This is a genomic window from Sphingomonas sp. Leaf9 (genome assembly GCF_001421355.1).
Taxonomy (GTDB): Bacteria; Pseudomonadota; Alphaproteobacteria; order Sphingomonadales; family Sphingomonadaceae; genus Sphingomonas.
Window position 1 is genome coordinate 602,579 of record NZ_LMKC01000003.1, and the last position, 15,169, is coordinate 617,747.

The window sequence follows — 15,169 nt, forward strand, 5'->3', positions numbered from 1 at the left end:
GGGCGTAATGGGCAAGGTTGATGACGATAGCGGCCGGAGAACGCATGGCCCCCCCCAACGCGCTACCTGTCCGCCACACCGGCAATGAGCGATTGCAGCAGGTCGCCGGTCGGCCCGCCGGTTTCCCAGGCGTAGACCGCCAGCGATAAAGGCGCTTCGGCGGAGAACAGGTCGCTGGCGCGGACGGCATGATGCCCGATCGTGCCGACCGGCAGGACCGACACGCCCAGCCCTGCCTCGATCGCGGACAGGACGCTGCCAAGGCTGTTGCCGGTAAAGGCGATATACCAGCGGCGCCCTTCCCGTTCGATCCGGTCGATCATCAGGTCACGGTAGAGGCCGCCGGGCGGAAAGGTGACGAGCGGCAGCGGGTCCTGCCACGCGGCACTGTCGCTCGCCTCCACCCAGGTGAGGGGCTCGGGGAACGTCGCCCGCGCATCGCCATCGGTCACCGCTTCCTTGACCACTACCAGATCGAGCTCCCCTCCCCGAAACCGCCGTTTCAAATCCCGGCTGAGACCGGTCGTCACATCGAGGCGCATTTCGCGATAGCGCCTGGCGAATTGCGCGAGGAGCCGGCCGAATGCGGGAGTTACGATATCGTCGGGCACGCCGATCCGCAGCGCGCTCGTCCCCGAAGGGTCGGCCAGCAGCGCTTGCACCTCGGCCTGTAGCACTAGCATCCGTCGTGCATGGCCCAGCATTCGTTCGCCTGCGGGGGTCGGCGCGACCGGGCGAGCGGATCGATCGATCAGGCCGTGCCCCACCGCCGCTTCGAGGCGTGCGAGATGCTGGCTGACCGTCGACTGGGTGGAATGCAGCCGATCGGCGGCAGCGGTGAAGCTGCCGCAATCGACCACCGTGACGAACGTGCGCAGCAATCTGGGATCAAGCATACGGCATTCTGATATCGAATAATCATTATAACAACATATCATTCGTAAATGCAGCTGTTCGTTTCCATGTCGTCGTTCGATCGACTGGAGGATTGCCGCCTTGACCGAAACGACGAGACCTTGCGTATTCCGCAATGCCCATATGCCGGCTGGTCGGCGGATCGACCTCGCGGTGCGGGATGGCTGGTTCGTGAACCCATCGGCCGTCGGAGAGGACGCCGACGTGATCGACCTCGACGGGCTGCTGGTCCTGCCGGCCTTTGTCGACGGGCACATCCATCTCGACAAGAGCTTCGTCGGTGATCGCTGGCATCCGCACCAGCCGGCCGATACCCTTGCCGATCGGCTGAAGATCGAGAAGCGGCTGCTGGCACAGGCGCTGCCCGTCACGGCACGGGCGAACGCGCTGCTGGCGCAGGCACATGCCCATGGGACGGTCGCGATGCGGAGCCATGTCGATATCGACGCGACGCTCGGGCTGGCCAACCTCCATGCGGTGCAGACGGCGTGCGAGGCATGGCGCGGACGGGTCGATGTGGAGATCGTCGCCTTTCCACAGGCCGGTATCCTGGCGTCGCCGGGCACCGCCGATCTGCTCGACGCCGCCGTCCGCGAGGGTGCGAGCGTCGTCGGCGGGCTCGACCCTTCCGCCTTCGATGGCGACGCCGATGCGCACCTCGACATCGTATTCGGCATTGCCGAACGGCGCGGCGCAAAGGTCGACATCCACCTCCACGAGCCCGGCCGACAGGGCATCGAACAATTGCGGCGGATCGCGGGGCGCACGCGTTCCGCCGGGCTGCAGGGCAAGGTCGCGGTCAGCCATGCCTATGCCCTTGGCGACGTTCCGCGCGATGATGCGTCGCACACCGCCGATCTGCTGGCGGAGGCGGGCGTGGCGATCATGACCAACGCGCCGGGCGATCGCGCCTTCCCGCCGATCAAGCTCCTGCGCGGGGCGGGCGTCCGGGTGTTCGCCGGCAACGACAATATCCGGGATGCGTGGTGGCCGTATGGCGATGCCGACATGCTCGGCCGGGCATCGATGATCGGATACCGATCCGGATTCTTCACCGATGCCGATCTCGCGGTTGCGCTGGACCTGGCCACGACGGACGCCGCGACGGTTATCGGGCGGCAACGCCACGGCTTGGCTGTGGGCGACGAGGCGACGTTCGTGATCGTCGATGCCGACAACGCCGCCCCGGCGGTCGCTGCACCGCCCGCGAACCGCCGCCTCGTCCAGCGTGGCGTGATGGTCACCCCTGCCCCGTCGCGGCTCGACACCCGCTTTCCCCGTTCCACCAACCGATAAGGATTTTGACGATGAAGACGATCGCGCTCGCCCTGCTGGGCGCAATATTGGCGACGCCCGCTGCGGCGGCGGACATTTCGACCCATGTCCTCGACCTTGCCCGCGGGGTTGGCGGCACGGGCATCCCGGTCGTTCTGTTCAAGCGCGACGGCAACGGCGCGTGGCAGCAGGTCGGCACCGCCTCCACCGATGCCAATGGGCGCGTCCGCACATTCGGCGAAGCAAAGGCGTTCGGGCCGGGCAATTACCAGCTACGGTTCGACATGTCGCGCTACCCCGATGCGGCGGCTTCGCCATTCTTTCCGGAAATCACGCTGACGTTCCGCGTTACCGACCGCGACGGCCATTATCACGTTCCCGTGGTCGTCAGTCCCTATGGCTATTCGACCTATCGAGGAAATTGAACATGGCTGCCCTGCCCCACCATGGTCGCTATACCTACAGCCCGATCGTCGGACGCCCGGACTATAGCTGGCCGGAGGGGCGGCGGCTTGCCCTCTACCTCGGCGTCAACCACGAGGTCTTTGCCTTCGGCAACGGCCTGGGCGCCGAACTGGCGCCGGCCAAGACCGACCCCGACGTCATGAACTTCGCGTGGCGCGACTATGGCAACCGGGTCGGAGCATGGCGCTTCATGGAGATGTTCGATCGTCTCGAACTCCAGACGACCGCGTTGTTGAACAGTGCGGTCATCGAACAGTGTCCGGGCCTGGCCGAAGCCTGTCGCGACCGTGGGGACGAAATTGCCGCCCATGGCCGGACCAACGCGCAGGCCGAGGGCGAGCAGAGCGAGCAGGAGGAACGCGACCTGATCGCCCGGACGCTGGAGGAGTTCGCCGCGATCGGCGTGCGCCCGCGCGGGTGGCTGGGGCCGTGGATTTCCGAAAGCCATCGCACCCCCGATCTGCTGGAGGAAGCCGGGTTCGACTATGTCCTCGACTGGGCACATGACGATCAGCCGACACGGTTGCGCACGCGCAGCGGCAAGGGGATCTGGTCGGTGCCCTATTCGCAGGAGGTCAACGACATCCCCTCGATCATCGCCCGTCATCAGGAAGCATCGACCTTTGCCGACATGATCGCGGACAGTATCGAGCAGCTGCTAAGCGAATGCGAGCGCCGCCCGCTGGCGCTCGGCATTGCGCTGCACCCCTATATCATGGGGCAGCCCCACCGCGCGCTGCATCTCGATCGGATCCTGACCCGGCTGCGCGAGGCCGACGACCCCCGCATCTGGTGGACGACGGCGGGGGCCATCGCGCGGCATGTCACGGACAATACGCCGGATTTGCCGGATTAACGTGCCCCGATGGAGTTGAACGGCCAAGCCAGTCTTGCCCGCCCCCGATCGCCGGCATGTGTCGAAATACGATGCCGTGATGACAAATACCTTCCGCATCGACATTTCACTCGATCACACGACGGCAGGCGTGCGGATCGTCGACGACGGCCGGGCGTATCGCTCGAAAGAAAGGGTGGCTGTGCCCCACCCATGGTCGTCCGTTCAGGAACAGCCAAGTCCCGGCGATCTCACAAGCGGGTGCGCAGGGTGATACCATAGGTCCTGGGGTCTCCCAGGGTGCCCGTGATCGCGCCGGTATTGGCCGCTGCGCGCGACAGGAAATACGTCTCGTCGGTCACGTTGCGGCCCCAAAGCTGCACGTCGAACAACCCGTCGTCCGTGCGAAAGCCGAGCCGCAGGTTCAACAGGTCATAGGCCGGGATGACCGAATAGCGGCTCAGGCTGGCGGTGGTGTTGGTGCTCGATCGATAGCTGTAGTCGCTGCCGAAATAGACCTCGCCCGAACGACCGGCCATGTTGGCGATCTGCGCGCGGAGTTCGCCACCCGCCGATGCGGCCCATTTCGATACTCCCGGCAGGCGCTGTCCCGACAGGTCGCACAGCGTCCGGCCGGTGACCTCGATCGGGCACGGCGCATTGGCATAGGAGATATAGCGCGCATCGTCATAGGTGCCCGATCCGTACAGTGTCAGCCACCGCGTCGGCGTCGCCCGGAGATCGCCTTCGAACCCGCGGGTGCGGACCTTGGCGGCGTTAGTGAAGAAGCTGACCCCGTTGCGTTCGATGTCGATGATCGTCGTCTGGTAATCCTTCACATCGGTCCAGAAGGCAGCGCCATTGGCGGTCAGGCGCCCCCCGAACCACGTCGTCTTCACCCCCGCCTCATAGCTGTCGATCGTCTCGGGCGCGATCACCGGGTTGGCCGCGAACTGCCCGGTGGTGGTGATGTTGGCCAGGTTCAGACCGCCGAACTTGTTGCCCCGCGCATAGGTGACATAGCCGAGCACCGGGTCCGCCAGCTTCCACGATAGCGTCGCCTGTCCCGATAGCCGCCCCGCCTCGGTCGCCGCATCATAGCGGTTGGCAACGCCATAGCGCGACCGGATCGTCTGCGCCGCTGCCTGCTGCGCCGCCGTCAGCCCGGTCAGCGATCGCCCGGTCGCGACCTGATCGAAATAGCCGCGCTTGGTTTCATAGGTATAGCGCAACCCCGTCGTCAGATCGACGCCGGGCACGACATGCCATGTCGTCTGGGCAAAGGCGGCATAGCTGTCGGTCACCGGCCGCGATTGGCTGACGACGTTGTAATCGTTCAGCGCCGCAGCCCCGACTGCGGCGTTGGTCGTCGGCGGCAGGAACCAGTCGGCGGCACGGCTGCCATAGCGATTGACCGCCTCCGCGCGGATCGACTGGTACAGATAATAGACGCCCGCGACATAATCGACCGGACGGTCGCCGCTCGACGCGATGCGCAATTCCTGGCTGACCTGCCGCTGTTCGTTGCTCTGGTGGAAATCGGCACCGGCATCGATGCTGGTGCTGTCGCCGTCATTATGCGGATACCAGTTCCACGCCCGATAGGCACTGACCGAGGTCAGCGTCGCCGCGCCCAGATCGAGGTCGGCGGTAACGTTGATACCGTGCTGGTTCATCGCATAGCGCGGATTGGCGTCGACATCGGTCAGGCGGAATGCGGGATCGGCCGGGACCGGCGTATAGCCGAGCCGTGCGGCGCGGTCGTAATAGTTGTTCGCTAAATTGATGCCGTTGTCATAAGCCCGGATCACGCCGAGCAGGATCGTCCCGGCGGTAAACGAACGCTGCCGCCCCCAGTCGCCGATAACACGGAGCGTCAGCGTGTCGGTCGGCTTGTAGAGCAGCTGCCCCCGGACATTCAGGTCGTGGAAATCCTGTCCGAAGCGCCCGTCGAAGCGGTTGCGGGTAAAGCCGTCGCGGTCGGTCTTGGACACGAACAGTCGCGCGGAAAGGCTGTCGGTGATCGGCCCGGACAGATAGGCGTGAAGCTGGCGAAACCCGAAATTGCCAAGCGACACATCGCCGCCGCCGTCGACATCGAAGGTCGGCGCCTTGGTCGTCACCACCACCGCGCCGGCCGAAGTATTCTTGCCGAACAGCGTTCCCTGCGGGCCGCGCAGCACCTCGATCCGCTCGAGGTCCGCAAGGTCGAACACGCTCTGGCCGGGCCGCGCCAGATACACGCCGTCGACATAGACGCCGACCGCGGGCTCCAGGCCGTCATTATACACCGCCACATTGTTTCCGAGGCCGCGGATGTTGATGCTGGTGTTGCGCGGATTGGTGTTGGTGACGACCAGACTGGGTGTCAGCTGTTGCAGGTCGCGCAGGTTGTAGGTGCGGGTCGATTCGATCTGCGCCGCACCGAATGCGTTGATCGCGATCGGCACGTCCTGGCTGCGCTCGGCACGGCGGCGCGCGGTGACGACGATATCCTCGCCACCCGCCGCATCTTTCGGGGCATCGGTAGCGGCTTCGTCGGCCGACGGCACCGGATCAGCCATCGCCGGCGTAGCGGACAGGGCCACCCCGGCCAGCAGGAGCAAGCGGCAGGCACGGGCTGGCGAAATCGGCATCGATGGTCCCTCGGTCACGAATGATGGCGGCGCGTTCGCCGGACGGCGCATGGCTAGGATAGGGACGCCAGCGAAACGAACGCACTAAATCCTACTTGATTGGTAGATTATCTTTATTGTTGCTGCCCGCCGGGGCGTTATGCCCGTGCGTGACCCCTTCGCCTTCTTCGGAGACCCCATGCCGGCCACGCCCCTGATCGCCGCTGCCCTGCCCGCGCTGCTGTTCGCGCTCCCCGCCGTCACCGCACCGGAAACGCCGCCAGCGCCAGCGCCGGCAGCGCGCGCCGTCGCCGCCAAGGATGCGCCCAACTTCCTCGTGATCGTCGCCGACGATCTCGGCTGGTCGGATCTGGGTGCGTTCGGCGGAGAGATTGCCACCCCGAACCTCGACGCGCTGGCGCTGTCGGGGGTGCGCTTCACCGGCTTCCATACCGCGCCGACCTGCTCGCCGACCCGCTCGATGCTGATGAGCGGCGTTGACAATCATCAGGCGGGCCTGGGCACCATGGCGGAACTGCTGAGCGACGCAACGCGCGGCCGGCCGGGCTATGAAGGCTATCTCAACGACCGCGTCGCCTCGATCGCTGAACTGCTGCGCGCGGGCGGCTATACGACGCTGATGGCGGGCAAATGGCATCTCGGCCTGACCCCCGATCGTGAACCGGCGGCACGCGGCTTCGAACACAGCTTCGCGCTCTTGCAGGGGCTGTCGAACCATTTCGGCGCGGATCAGAATGCCGCGTGGCAGAATGCCGGCCTCGCTCCCAGCTACCGCGATGACGGCAAGCCCGCGTCGCTTCCGGCAGGGCGCTATTCGACCGATTACCTGGCCGACCGGCTGATCGGCTATCTCGACCAGGCCAAGCGCGCCGGCGACGGCCGGCCGTTCTTCGCCTATCTGCCCTTCACCGCACCCCACTGGCCGCTGCAGGCTCCGGCGGAGACGATCGCGAAATACAAGGGCCGCTACGACGCCGGCTACGAAGCCTTGCGCGACGCACGACTTGCCCGCCAGAAGCAGCTTGGCCTCGTCCCCGCCGACGCCATCGCCCACCCGACCGAACAGGTCCGCCCCTGGGCGTCGCTATCGCCCGAAGAGCGGGCGATCGAGGCGCGCAAGATGGAGGTCTATGCGGCGATGGTCGATCGGCTCGACCAGAACGTCGGGCGCGTGATCGCCACGCTTAAGGCGCAGGGCCGCTATGACAACACCGTCATCCTGTTCCTGTCGGACAATGGCCCGGAAGGGAATGTCATCGAAGCGCCCTCGCCCCGCTTCAAGATCGCCGACCCGAAGGCACCGCCCGCCAATCCCGACGCGCCGACGCCGGTCGACCCGTCGCTTGGCATCGACAACCGCCTCGCCAATATCGGCGCGGCGACCAGCTATGTCGGCTATGGCCCGGGCTGGGCGCAGGCGAACTCGACCCCCTCCTGGCTGGTAAAGGGCTATCCCACCGAAGGCGGCATCCGCGTCAGCGCCTTTGCCGCTGGCAAGGGCGTTGCCGGCGGCGGGCGGATCGCCAACGCCAATCTCGACGTGCGCGACATCGCGCCGACGCTGCTCGACTATGCCGGACTGAAGCAGCCGGCGACCTTTGCCGGACGGGCGATCCTGCCGCATCAGGGGCATAGCCTGCGCCCGGTCCTGACCGCCGCCGCGCCGGCGGTACGGACGGCGGATGAACCGGTCGGCTACGAACTCTTCTATCGCCGGGCCCTGCGCAAGGGCGACTGGAAGGTCGTGTACCTCGCCGCCGGCACCAATCGCTACACCCGCAAGGGGGTCAGCACTGGCCGCTGGCAGTTGTTCGACGTCGCGCGCGATCCGGGCGAGACGCGCGATCTGGCAGCGGCCGAACCGGCCCGCCTCGCCGAACTGGTCGCGGCCTACACCGCCTATGCCAAGGAGAAGGGCGTGGTGCCGCTGCCCGTCGCCGAGGTTCCCGCCGCCGGGATCGCCAAGCCGTGAGGCGGGCGACGACGCTGTTGCTGGCGACAGCGGGGCTGGCATCGATCGGAGCGCACGCGCCCGCCGCACGATGCGACGCGACCGATCGCTGTGTCGCCATTCCTGCGGGCATCGTGCTGCTGGGCGAGGACGGTGCAGGACGGCCGGGCGTTTCCACCCAGGTAGGTGCCTTTCGCATCGACGCGCATGAAGTCACCAACCGCCAGTTCGCCGCCTTCGTCGCCGCTACCGGTTATCGCACGCGCGCCGAACGCGACGGCGGCTCGGCCGTGTTCGTCGCGCCGACCGAACCGGTCCCGCTCGACAATGCCGCCCGCTGGTGGCGGTTCGTGAAAGGCGCGGACTGGCGCCATCCGCAGGGGCCGGGCAGCGCCCTGGACCGCCATTGGCAAGATCCGGTCGTCCATGTCGACCGTGCCGACGCCGCAGCCTATGCCACTTGGGCCGGCGGCGTCCTGCCCACCGCCGAGCAATGGGAACGCGCCGCGCGAGGGGGGCAGACGACCCCGCGCGATCCGACCACATGGGCATTCGACCACGGCAAGGCCCGCGCCAATGTCTGGGAAGGTATCTTCCCGATCGCCGATACCGGCGCAGACGGCTATGCCGGGGTGGCCCCGGTCGCGCGCTTCCCGGCCAATGGCTTTGGCCTGTACGACATGGTCGGAAATGTGTGGGAATGGGTTTCCGGCGACGGTTCGGTAGGACTGGTTAAGGGCGGCAGCTTCCTGTGTGCGACCAATTACTGCGCGAAATTCCGCCCCGCCGCGTTCCAGGCGCAGGAGCAGGACTTCCCCACCTCGCACATCGGATTCCGCGTCGCTTATCGCCAACGGTGATCTACGGCCTCGACAGGCCAACGGCGTGGGCGTGCCGGCTACATCACCGGCACGCCCATGCAGTCACATATCCGCGGCGGTCGGGCGAACGATGACCTCGTTGATGTCGACACCCTCGGGCTGCTCCAGCGCATAGCGGATCGCCCGCGCGATCGCGTCGGGCGTCAGCGCCTTCTTCCGCCAGCCCGTCAACGCGGTAGCGACGGCGGGGTCGGTAATGTCGTGCCCCAGCTCGGTGGCGACGACGCCCGGCGAGATCAGCGTCGATCGGATCTCGTCATGCTCCTGCCGCAACCCCTCGGTGATGGCGCGCACGGCATGTTTGGTGGCGCAATAGACGGCAGCGGTCGGCATAACCATGTGTGCCGCGACTGAGGCGACATTGACGACATGCCCGCTGTGCTGCGCCACGAACCGGGGCAGCACGGCGGCGATACCATTGAGGACGCCGTGAATGTTGACGTCGATCATCCGCTTCCATTCGTCGCGTTTGAGCGCGGCCAGTGGCGACAGCGGCATCACGCCGGCATTGTTGACCAGCACGTCGACGCGCCCGAACCGCGCTTCGGCGGCGGCGACGAAGGCGTCGAAGTCGGTGGCGTCGGTCACGTCGAGTTCGCGCCAGCCAACGCGCTCGCCCAATTCCTCCGCCAGTGCCTTCAGGCGCTCGCCGCGACGCGCGCCGATGTACAGCCGGTCGCCGGCCTTGGCCAGTTCGCGTGCCGTCGCCTCTCCAATCCCGCTCGATGCGCCGGTGATCAGGATAACTTTGTCGATGCTTCCTGCCATGATGCAGTCCTTTCGCTCCAGTGAAGACAGACAGATGGTGGGAAGCCCCGGCCGGACGGTAGATTGATCGTCCGAATGGCTTGCACGATCCTCCAGGGTTGAGGGCTCGGTACTTGCCCGCGTTGCTCTGCTGGGGGAAAAGGCCGGCATGGATCGGATCAATGAACTGGCCGCCGGGATCGATCGGCACGTCGCCGGCAACGGCATTTGCACGACGACGATGCCGCACCTCTCGCTGATCCGCTCGGACGCGCCCAGCGCCCCCACCCCCGCCGTCTACGAAGCCTCGCTTTGCCTGATCGCCCAGGGATCGAAGCGCGTGTCGATCGGCGAGCACAGCGTCGTCTATGACGCCGCCCATTACCTCCTCGTCTCCGTCGACCTGCCGCTCGTCGGCCACGTGATCGATGCCAGCCCGGAGCGGCCCTATCTCTGTTGTAAGATCGATCTCGATCCCACAACGCTGGCCGATCTCATGATAAGCGAGCGCAAGGCGGTACCGGGCGGCGACCTGCCCGTGCTCGGCGTCTACCCAACCGATCCCGACCTGATCGACGCGGCATGCCGGCTGGTCGGATTGCTCGACCGGCCCGAGACGATCCACGCGCTGGCACCGCTGATCGAGCGCGAAATCCTCTACCGTCTGCTCACAGGTCCCCACGGGACCATGCTGCGCCGCGTGGCGACCGCTGGCAGTAACCTTTATCAGGTCAGCCGGGCGATCGCCGCAATCCGCCGGTCGTTCGACGGGCCGATCCGCATCGATGACATCGCGGCCGAGGCCGGCATGAGCCCCTCGTCGCTTCACGCCCACTTCAAGGCGATCACCCGCCTGACGCCACTCGAATATCAGAAGCAACTGCGCCTGCAGGAAGCGAGACGCCTGATGCTGGTGGGAGGCATCACGGCGAGCACGGCGGGCTTCGCCGTCGGCTATGAAAGCCCGTCGCAGTTCAGCCGCGAATATAAACGGCTGTTCGGCGCGCCTCCTCGCACCGACATCGAACGTCTGCACGCCGCACCCGTGGCGGCGATGCCACTCTGAGAACGGATGGTCCTGGCAACTAGGCGCGGTGGTGGCTGCGGCAAGCACTCCCAACCCGGAAGTCATGCACACACGCCGGCCGACGGTCGCGGTCTCGCGCACCTCGCCTTGCTCGGTTTTCAATGCGCCGGCAGCGGTGTACCAGTGAAGCCATGCATGCATTCGATCGCGTTCGCCGTGTCGTCGTCCTGGGGGGCGGAACCGCTGGATGGATGACGGCCGCCGCGCTGTCGAAGAGCTTTGGCGATACGGTGGCGATCACGTTGCTGGAATCCGACGCGATCGGGACGGTCGGGGTCGGTGAGGCCACGATCCCCACCATCCATTGGTTCAACGAACTGGTCGGCATCGACGAGGCGGAATTCCTGCGGGCGACGAAAGCAACGTTCAAGCTCGGCATCGAGTTCGTGGACTGGACCGCGCCGGGCCATCGCTATTTCCATCCGTTCGGTCAGTTTGGCGCGACCCTGCCCGGCGTCGCGTTCCACCATCGCTGGCTGAAGGCGCAGGCGGAAGGGATGGATGTTCCGCTGCCCGCGCTGTCGCTCGCGGCACAACTGGCGGTGCAGGGACGGTTCGCCAAGCCGGCAGGGGATGCGCGATCGATCCTGTCGACGCTGGGATATGCCTATCATTTCGATGCGGGGCTGTACGCTGCCTATCTCCGGAAGCTCAGCGAAGCAGCCGGGGTGATCCGTGTCGAAGGGACGCTGCATCAGGTCGAACGCGATGGAGAGACGGGCTTCGTCACCGCGCTGACGACCGATCGTGGCGACCGGATCGAGGGGGATTTGTTCATCGATTGCTCGGGCTTTCGCGCGCTGTTGATCGCCGGCGAAATGGGCGAGGGGTATGAGGACTGGTCGCACTGGCTGCCGTGCGACCGGGCGGTCGCCGTGCCCTGCGCCCGCATCGCGGCGACCACGCCTTATACCCGGTCCACGGCGCGGTCGGCGGGCTGGCAATGGCGCATTCCACTGCAGCATCGCACCGGCAACGGTTATGTCTATGCGAGCCGCTATCTGTCGGATGACGAGGCAGCGGCGACCCTGCTCGCCAACCTCGATGGCGAGGCATTGGCCGAGCCGCGATTCCTGCGGTTCACTGCCGGCACCCGGCGCCGGCCATGGCGCGGCAATGTCGTGGCGATCGGGCTGTCGTCCGGCTTCCTCGAACCGCTGGAATCGACCAGTATCCACCTGATCCAGAGCGGCATCACCAAGCTGTTGACGCTGTTCCCGACCCGCGATTGCGATCCGGCGCTGGCGGATCGGTTCAATCACGTGTTCGCCCGCGACATGGACGGGATCAAGGACTTCCTGATCCTGCACTATCACGCCACCAGCGGCCGGGACGATCCGCTGTGGCGGCATTGCCGGACAATGGCGCTGCCCGAAACGCTGCGCGCCCGCGTAGACCAATATCGCCGATCTGGTCGGATCATCCTCGATCCCGACGAACTGTTCCGCGAAGCGAGCTGGCTGGCGGTGCTGAACGGCCAGGGGATCGTGGCGCAGGGCCATAATCCGCTGGCCGACGCGATCGACGGCGCGACCAATCGTGCCCAGGTCCGGCAGATCGCCGACGTCATCGCCCGAGCCGCGCCGACGCTGCCGCTGCACGACGCCGCGCTGGCCGCACTGATCGGTACGGCATGAAGGCGCCCGACATCGTTGCCCGGCGGATCGGGACGGAGCGACAGCCCATCGCGATCGTCGACCATTTTTATCCCGATCCCGACGCCCTGCGCACCTTCGCCGCCGCTACCCGCTTCGAACCGGCGCGGCGGCAATATCCCGGGATGCGGGCCGCGTTGCCGGACGATTATTTTCAGGCGGTCCGGCCGGCGCTGTCGCAGGTGCTGGCACACGTCTTCGGCCATCGCGGCGGAATCGCCCTGCTCGATGCCAGTTTTTCGGTGGTGACCACGCCGCCCGAGCGCCTGTCGATCGAACAGCGATTGCCGCATTTCGATGCCGTCGATCCAAATCGCATCGCGCTGGTCCATTATCTGGGCGCGGACGACAGCGGCGGAACCGCCTTCTACCGGCACCGCGCTACGGGCTTCGAGACGATCGATGCGCATCGGGCGCCGGCCTATCTCGACACGCTCAGCGCCGAAGTCCGCACCGCGCCCCCGCCCCCCGTCTATATCGCCGGGTCGACCGCGCAATTCGAACAGGTTTCCGCCGTCGACGGACGCTGCAACCGGGCGGTAATCTATCGCAGTGCGTTGCTGCACAGCGGCGCCATCCCGGCCGACGCCGTACTCAGCGACGATCCGACGCGGGGACGATTGACGGTTACCGCTTTCCTGTCGCTGACCTGACGCGGCCGGGCGGCTGGACCGCCAGATACACCGTACTCCACAATTGCGCGGCGTTGGATTCGTCGACGTCCTGCTTGCCCGCACCGAACGCGACGACGTGATATCGGCCCCCGGTATACGCCCATGACCACAGCTCCGAACTCTGCGTCGCGCGGGTGGCGTTGATCGCACGCCACAGCGTCGCCTGCGCGCGGGTCAGCACCGCGCGCGTGGCAGGCGGCAGGTCGCGGCGGGCGAGCTGGCGTTCGAGGCCGGCGGCGAACAGCGCCTGCTGCCACGACCACACGACCGCACCGTGATAGGCCGCCGGCGTAAAGCGGGCCTGTACGGCGGCGTCCGTCTGCGCGGCATTGGCGACCAGCATCCCGATATCGGTCATCAACCCCGCCGGAAACGGCCGTATCGCAGCCGTGACATAGGTTTCGAGGTCGGCGGGCGACGGTTCGGCGAACATCAGCGCGAAGCCTTCGTCGGAATTGACGATCGGGATCGGGCGTCCGCTATCGTCGAGGGCGATCGCGTGAAAGACGAGCGGGTCGGCGCCGATCGAGGCCAGCGCAGGCGCGGCGGGAATGCCCAGGCTGCGGGCATACCCCTCGATCCGGGGTTTCGCCTGCGCCGCTGGCAGCGACACGCGAAACATCCCCGGCGCGCGCTGACGCCACACGGTTGCCATCGCCTCGGCCCGAGCCAAGGCCGCGCGATCCTCCGCCGTCAGATAGGGGTCGAGCAGCCCGGCACGCAGCATCCGCGCGGCCGACTCCAGCGCCGCCGGCACGAATACCGCATTGACGTCATAGGCATAGCGCCCGCGACCCAGCCCCTCTTCACTGTCGCGCCATTGCCCGGTCAGCCGCCCCTTCCCGATCGCCACCAGTCGGGCATAGCCGGGATCGTCGGCAAAGGGACGCGCGGTATCGACGACGAAGCGCAGGTTCCGCACCAGCGCCTTGCCCGCCGGTGCGGTGGTGCCGGGCATGCCTTCGCTGACCAGCGGCCGGTCAAGGAACGCGCGCGCCGAGGCAGCATTGCCATGGTCGAGCAGATAGGCCGCCGCGACGGGCGCCAGCATATAGTCGTCGTCGACCATCGCATAATCCAGCGCAGCGGCGTCGCCGCTGCCACCATGCTGGCGCCGATCGACGACGGCGAAGTCGCCAATGCCTTCTTCATGCGCGACATCGCCGCGTCTATCCAGCCGCGCCAGCACCGATCCCAGCCCGGCCTCGATCGCCTGCGGCTGCAACACCGGCATCAGCAGGCGCACCGACATTAGCGTGTCGCGTCCGAAATAGGTCTGAAACCGCCACGATCCGGCCAGGAACTTCTCGCGATAGCTCAGGAACCGCAGCGCGTTGCGCGCGCCGGGATCATCGGCGGCGCGCGCATTCAGCAACTCGTTCGGGGCAAGGCCGGTGAGCGGCACTTCCCCGCTCGACGCGGTGATCTCCATGCGGAGCGGCCGTCCGGCATCGGCGACCAGCGCGCCGCCCCGGATGCGGCCGGATAAGAGCCGGACCTGCAACAGATAGCCGGGCTTCCCGTCGAGCCGCGGACGGCTCCAGCGGATGGTGTTGCCGGTGATGACCGGATCGACCGCGACCTCGGGCGGGAAACGACCGACCGACTGATAGTCGCGCAGGAACCGGATGCTCGACAGTACCGCCTGCCTGATACGCAGCTGCGGCGCTTCGATACTGGCGATGGTGACGATCGCGGGCTGCGGGCCGGCGATGCCAGGCGCGGTGGTCGGGCGCGGTGGCTGTTCCAGCCGCCACGTCGCGGCACGCGCCAGCGGTTCGAACCACAGGCCGACGCCGCTGTTGCCTGCCGGAAAGGCGACGAGGATGCGCGGGTCGGTGCCGTTGCGCAGCAACAGATGCGCGGCGACTGGGCCTTCGCGGACGAAGGCATTCAGGTTCTGCCCCTCGTTCAGTTGATAGGCCAGCTCGGGCGCCTTGGCCGGGCGCTGCGCCACCGCCAGTCCCGTCCCTGCCAGCATCACACCGGCCAGCATCCACCGCACCATGGTCTTCATCCGCCACCTCATCCGTAAAGACTGGGGGTGC

At 66.9% G+C, this 15,169-nt stretch carries 12 protein-coding genes; 8 read left to right on the forward strand and 4 right to left on the reverse strand.

Annotation, left to right across the window (positions count from 1 at the left end; genetic code table 11):
- Nucleotides 1-62: 62 nt before the first annotated feature.
- Nucleotides 63-896, reverse strand: coding sequence for a LysR family transcriptional regulator (locus ASE58_RS10625; RefSeq protein ID WP_055820819.1), 834 nt, complete (start codon nucleotides 894-896; stop codon nucleotides 63-65).
- 100 nt (nucleotides 897-996) lie between these two features.
- Here ASE58_RS10625 and ASE58_RS10630 point away from each other — a divergent pair, with 100 nt between their 5' ends.
- From ASE58_RS10630 to ASE58_RS10640, 3 genes are read left to right on the forward strand one after another with little or no spacing between them, the layout of a single operon-like run.
- Nucleotides 997-2,211, forward strand: coding sequence for an amidohydrolase family protein (locus ASE58_RS10630; RefSeq protein ID WP_235513575.1), 1,215 nt, complete (start codon nucleotides 997-999; stop codon nucleotides 2,209-2,211).
- Nucleotides 2,212-2,222: 11 nt separating this feature from the next.
- Nucleotides 2,223-2,615 carry a hydroxyisourate hydrolase gene (gene uraH, locus ASE58_RS10635; protein ID WP_055820825.1) on the forward strand — a complete coding sequence of 131 codons (393 nt, stop codon included), beginning with the start codon at nucleotides 2,223-2,225 and terminating at the stop codon, nucleotides 2,613-2,615.
- Nucleotides 2,616-2,617: 2 nt separating this feature from the next.
- On the forward strand, nucleotides 2,618-3,511 hold the full coding sequence (locus tag ASE58_RS10640) for a polysaccharide deacetylase family protein (RefSeq protein ID WP_055820829.1): 894 nt from the start codon (nucleotides 2,618-2,620) through the stop codon (nucleotides 3,509-3,511).
- Nucleotides 3,512-3,741: 230 nt separating this feature from the next.
- Here ASE58_RS10640 and ASE58_RS10645 read toward each other — a convergent pair whose 3' ends face one another.
- Nucleotides 3,742-6,126 carry a TonB-dependent receptor gene (locus tag ASE58_RS10645; protein WP_055820832.1) on the reverse strand — a complete coding sequence of 795 codons (2,385 nt, stop codon included), beginning with the start codon at nucleotides 6,124-6,126 and terminating at the stop codon, nucleotides 3,742-3,744.
- Nucleotides 6,127-6,304: 178 nt separating this feature from the next.
- On the opposite strand from ASE58_RS10645, the gene ASE58_RS10650 reads away from it, so the two are divergent.
- Together ASE58_RS10650 and ASE58_RS10655 are read left to right on the forward strand one after the other, a co-directional pair.
- Nucleotides 6,305-8,098, forward strand: coding sequence for an arylsulfatase (locus ASE58_RS10650; RefSeq protein ID WP_055821147.1), 1,794 nt, complete (start codon nucleotides 6,305-6,307; stop codon nucleotides 8,096-8,098).
- Complete coding sequence (locus ASE58_RS10655; protein WP_055820834.1) at nucleotides 8,095-8,937, forward strand: SUMF1/EgtB/PvdO family nonheme iron enzyme; 843 nt, start codon at nucleotides 8,095-8,097, stop codon at nucleotides 8,935-8,937. Before ASE58_RS10650 ends, ASE58_RS10655 begins: the two co-directional genes overlap by 4 nt.
- A gap of 63 nt (nucleotides 8,938-9,000) precedes the next feature.
- Here the strand turns inward: ASE58_RS10655 and ASE58_RS10660 are convergent, their stop codons facing one another.
- Nucleotides 9,001-9,726 carry an SDR family oxidoreductase gene (locus ASE58_RS10660; protein WP_055820837.1) on the reverse strand — a complete coding sequence of 242 codons (726 nt, stop codon included), beginning with the start codon at nucleotides 9,724-9,726 and terminating at the stop codon, nucleotides 9,001-9,003.
- 148 nt (nucleotides 9,727-9,874) lie between these two features.
- Here ASE58_RS10660 and ASE58_RS10665 point away from each other — a divergent pair, with 148 nt between their 5' ends.
- The 3 genes from ASE58_RS10665 (at nucleotide 9,875) to ASE58_RS10675 (ending at nucleotide 13,100) form a co-directional block, all read left to right on the forward strand.
- On the forward strand, nucleotides 9,875-10,771 hold the full coding sequence (locus ASE58_RS10665) for an AraC family transcriptional regulator (protein WP_055820840.1): 897 nt from the start codon (nucleotides 9,875-9,877) through the stop codon (nucleotides 10,769-10,771).
- Between the two features lie 152 nt (nucleotides 10,772-10,923).
- On the forward strand, nucleotides 10,924-12,429 hold the full coding sequence (locus ASE58_RS10670) for a tryptophan halogenase family protein (RefSeq protein WP_055820843.1): 1,506 nt from the start codon (nucleotides 10,924-10,926) through the stop codon (nucleotides 12,427-12,429).
- A complete protein-coding gene (locus tag ASE58_RS10675; RefSeq protein WP_055820846.1) occupies nucleotides 12,426-13,100 on the forward strand; it encodes a DUF6445 family protein in 675 nt (224 codons plus the stop codon). Before ASE58_RS10670 ends, ASE58_RS10675 begins: the two co-directional genes overlap by 4 nt.
- On the opposite strand, the gene ASE58_RS10680 is transcribed toward ASE58_RS10675, so the two are convergent.
- Nucleotides 13,075-15,138, reverse strand: coding sequence for a hypothetical protein (locus ASE58_RS10680; RefSeq protein ID WP_055820849.1), 2,064 nt, complete (start codon nucleotides 15,136-15,138; stop codon nucleotides 13,075-13,077). The genes ASE58_RS10675 and ASE58_RS10680 overlap by 26 nt on opposite strands.
- Nucleotides 15,139-15,169 lie beyond the last annotated feature (31 nt).

Excerpts from the sequence above, each read along its gene's own strand:
- ASE58_RS10665 (WP_055820840.1), top strand. The coding sequence starts at position 9,875 with ATGGATCGGATCAATGAACTGGCCGCCGGGATCGATCGGCACGTCGCC.
- ASE58_RS10670 (WP_055820843.1), top strand. The coding sequence starts at position 10,924 with ATGCATGCATTCGATCGCGTTCGCCGTGTCGTCGTCCTGGGGGGCGGA.
- ASE58_RS10650 (WP_055821147.1), top strand. The coding sequence starts at position 6,305 with ATGCCGGCCACGCCCCTGATCGCCGCTGCCCTGCCCGCGCTGCTGTTC.
- uraH (WP_055820825.1), top strand. The coding sequence starts at position 2,223 with ATGAAGACGATCGCGCTCGCCCTGCTGGGCGCAATATTGGCGACGCCC.
- ASE58_RS10675 (WP_055820846.1), top strand. The coding sequence starts at position 12,426 with ATGAAGGCGCCCGACATCGTTGCCCGGCGGATCGGGACGGAGCGACAG.
- ASE58_RS10625 (WP_055820819.1), bottom strand. The coding sequence starts at position 896 with ATGCTTGATCCCAGATTGCTGCGCACGTTCGTCACGGTGGTCGATTGC.
- ASE58_RS10680 (WP_055820849.1), bottom strand. The coding sequence starts at position 15,138 with ATGAAGACCATGGTGCGGTGGATGCTGGCCGGTGTGATGCTGGCAGGG.
- ASE58_RS10645 (WP_055820832.1), bottom strand. The coding sequence starts at position 6,126 with ATGCCGATTTCGCCAGCCCGTGCCTGCCGCTTGCTCCTGCTGGCCGGG.
- ASE58_RS10640 (WP_055820829.1), top strand. The coding sequence starts at position 2,618 with ATGGCTGCCCTGCCCCACCATGGTCGCTATACCTACAGCCCGATCGTC.
- ASE58_RS10660 (WP_055820837.1), bottom strand. The coding sequence starts at position 9,726 with ATGGCAGGAAGCATCGACAAAGTTATCCTGATCACCGGCGCATCGAGC.